We start from the raw sequence: 2,825 nt of genomic DNA, 5'->3' as shown, positions 1-2,825 counted from the left end.
AAGGCCGACGTCATCGGCATGTCGGGCCTCCTGGTCAAGTCGACGGTGATCATGAAGGAGAACCTGGAGGAGCTCAACCAGCGCAAGCTGGCCGCGGACTACCCGGTCATCCTCGGCGGCGCCGCCCTCACCCGCGCCTACGTAGAACAGGACCTCCACGAGATCTACGAGGGCGAGGTCCGCTACGCCCGCGACGCCTTCGAGGGCCTGCGCCTCATGGACGCCCTCATGGGGGTCAAGCGCGGAGTCCCCGGAGCGAGCCTGCCCGAGCTCAAGCAGCGCAGGGTGAAGTCCGCGGCCACCGCCGCGGTCCTGGCGCCCGAGCCGGAGGCACCCGCCCGCTCCGACGTGGCCACCGACAACCCCGTCCCCGCTCCCCCGTTCTGGGGCAGCCGGGTGGTCAAGGGCATCGCGCTCAAGGAGTACGCCTCCTGGCTGGACGAGGACGCCCTGTTCAAGGGCCAGTGGGGCCTCAAGCAGGCCCGCGGCGGGCCCACGTACGAGGAGCTGGTGGAATCCGAGGGCCGGCCCCGCCTGCGCGGGCTGCTCGACCGCCTCCAGACGGAGAACCTGCTGGAAGCCGCCGTGGTCCACGGCTACTACCCGTGCGTCTCCAAGGGCGACGACCTCATCATCCTGGACGACGTGGGTGCGGAACTGACCCGCTTCACCTTCCCCCGGCAGCCGCGCGGAAGGTTCCTGTGCCTCTCGGACTTCTTCAAGCCCGAGGAGTCCGGCGAGGTCGACGTGATCGGCCTCCAGGTCGTCACCGTCGGCTCCAGGATCGGCGAGGCCACGGCCAAGCTCTTCGAGTCCAACTCCTACCGCGACTACCTCGAACTGCACGGCCTGTCCGTCCAGCTCGCCGAGGCACTCGCCGAGTACTGGCACGCCCGGGTCCGCGCCGAACTGGGCATCTCCGGACAGGACCCGCACTCGCTCGACGGGATGCTGCGCACCGAGTACCAGGGCTGCCGGTACTCCTTCGGCTATCCGGCCTGCCCGGACCTGGAGGACCGCGCCAAGATCGCCGAGCTCCTGAAGCCCGAGCGGATCGGCGTCCACCTCTCCGAGGAGTTCCAGCTCCACCCGGAGCAGTCCACCGACGCCATCGTCGTGCACCACCCCGAAGCCAGTTACTTCAACGCCGGAGGCCGACGATGAGCGTGCTGCGCGACACCCTCCTGCGGGGCGACCGGTCGTTCTCCTTCGAGTTCTTCCCGCCCAAGACGGCCGCGGGGGAACGCACCCTGTGGAACGCCCTTCGCCGGGTGGAGTCCCTCAACCCGACCTTCGTCTCCGTCACGTACGGGGCCGGCGGCTCCTCGCGCGACCGTACGGTCGAGATCACCAAGCGGATCGCCGCAGAGACCACGCTGCGCCCGGTCGCCCACCTGACCGCGGTGGGCCACTCCGTCGCCGAACTGCGCCGGATCATCGGCCAGTACGCCGACGCGGGCGTCCGCGACGTCCTCGCCCTGCGCGGGGACCCGCCGGGCGATCCGCGCGGGCCGTGGGAGCCGCACCCGCAGGGGCTGCGGTACGCACACGAGCTCGTTTCCCTCATCCGGGAGCTGGGGGACTTCAGCGTGGGCGTGGCGGCCTTCCCCGAGCTCCACCCGCGGTCCGCGGGCTGGGACGAGGAGATCCGCCACTTCGTCGAGAAGTGCCGGGCCGGCGCCGACTACGCGGTCACCCAGATGTTCTTCGACGTGGACGACTACCTGAGGTTCCGGGACCGGGTCGCGGCCGCCGGCTGTGACACCCCGATCATCCCGGAGATCATGCCCGCCACCGACGTCCGCCAGATCCGCCGTTTCGCCGAGCTCAGCAACGCCGCCTTCCCCGAGGTACTCGCGCACCGGCTCGAGGCCGCCCGCGACGACCCGGACCAGGGACACCGCATCGGTGTCGAGTACGCCGTGGGCATGGCCGACCGGCTGCTCGCGGAAGGCGCTCCAGGGCTGCACTACATCACGCTCAACCGCTCCACGGCGAGCCTTGACATCCACCGTCAGACACAGAGCAACAGGGGTTTGCATGTCCGCTGAGCCGTTCTCCGACTTCAAGGTCGCCGACCTCTCCCTCGCCGCCTTCGGGCGCAAGGAGATCACCCTCGCCGAGCACGAGATGCCCGGCCTGATGTCGATCCGCCGCGAGTACGCCGCCACCCAGCCCCTGGCCGGCGCCCGGATCACCGGCTCGCTGCACATGACCGTGCAGACCGCCGTCCTCATCGAGACGCTCGCCGCCCTCGGCGCGGAGGTCCGCTGGGTCTCGTGCAACATCTTCTCCACCCAGGACCACGCGGCCGCCGCCATCGCGGTGGGCCCGAACGGCACGGTGGAGGACCCGCGGGGCATCCCGGTGTTCGCCTGGAAGGGCGAGACGCTGGAGGAGTACTGGTGGTGCACGGAGCAGGCGCTGACCTGGCCGGGCGCCGTCGGTCCCAACATGATCCTGGACGACGGCGGCGACGCCACGCTCCTGGTCCACAAGGGCGTCGAGTACGAGAAGGCCGGCGCGGTCCCGGACCCCTCGACCGCCGAGAACGACGAGATGCGCGTCGTCCTGGAACTGCTGCACCGCACGTCCCTGAAGTGGACCGAGCTGGCGTCCGAGATCCGCGGCGTCACCGAGGAGACCACGACGGGCGTCCACCGCCTGTACGAGATGCAGCAGGCCGGCGCGCTGCTGTTCCCCGCGATCAACGTGAACGACGCCGTGACGAAGTCGAAGTTCGACAACAAGTACGGCTGCCGCCACTCGCTCATCGACGGCATCAACCGCGCCACCGACGTCCTCATCGGCGGCAAGACCGCGGT

General features: G+C 70.1%; 3 protein-coding genes. All 3 read left to right on the top strand.

Annotated elements, in window-relative coordinates; genetic code table 11:
* Nucleotides 1-1,164: vitamin B12 dependent-methionine synthase activation domain-containing protein (locus ACWGDE_RS37955; RefSeq protein ID WP_453393643.1), on the top strand; the 1,164-nt coding region annotated here is incomplete at its 5' end.
* On the top strand, nt 1,161-2,051 hold the full coding sequence (metF, locus tag ACWGDE_RS37950) for a methylenetetrahydrofolate reductase [NAD(P)H] (RefSeq protein WP_453393642.1): 891 nt from the start codon (nt 1,161-1,163) through the stop codon (nt 2,049-2,051). The genes ACWGDE_RS37955 and metF, both read left to right, overlap by 4 nt.
* Nucleotides 2,041-2,825: adenosylhomocysteinase (locus ACWGDE_RS37945; protein ID WP_453393641.1), on the top strand; the 785-nt coding region annotated here is incomplete at its 3' end. The genes metF and ACWGDE_RS37945, both read left to right, overlap by 11 nt.

Source organism: Streptomyces sp. NPDC054956 (assembly GCF_053609185.1).
This window is presented reverse-complemented; position numbering and strand designations above follow the sequence as displayed.

What these genes read in the sequence shown, in the direction of transcription:
- metF (WP_453393642.1), top strand. Translation starts at nt 1,161, where the DNA reads ATGAGCGTGCTGCGCGACACCCTCCTGCGGGGCGACCGGTCGTTCTCC.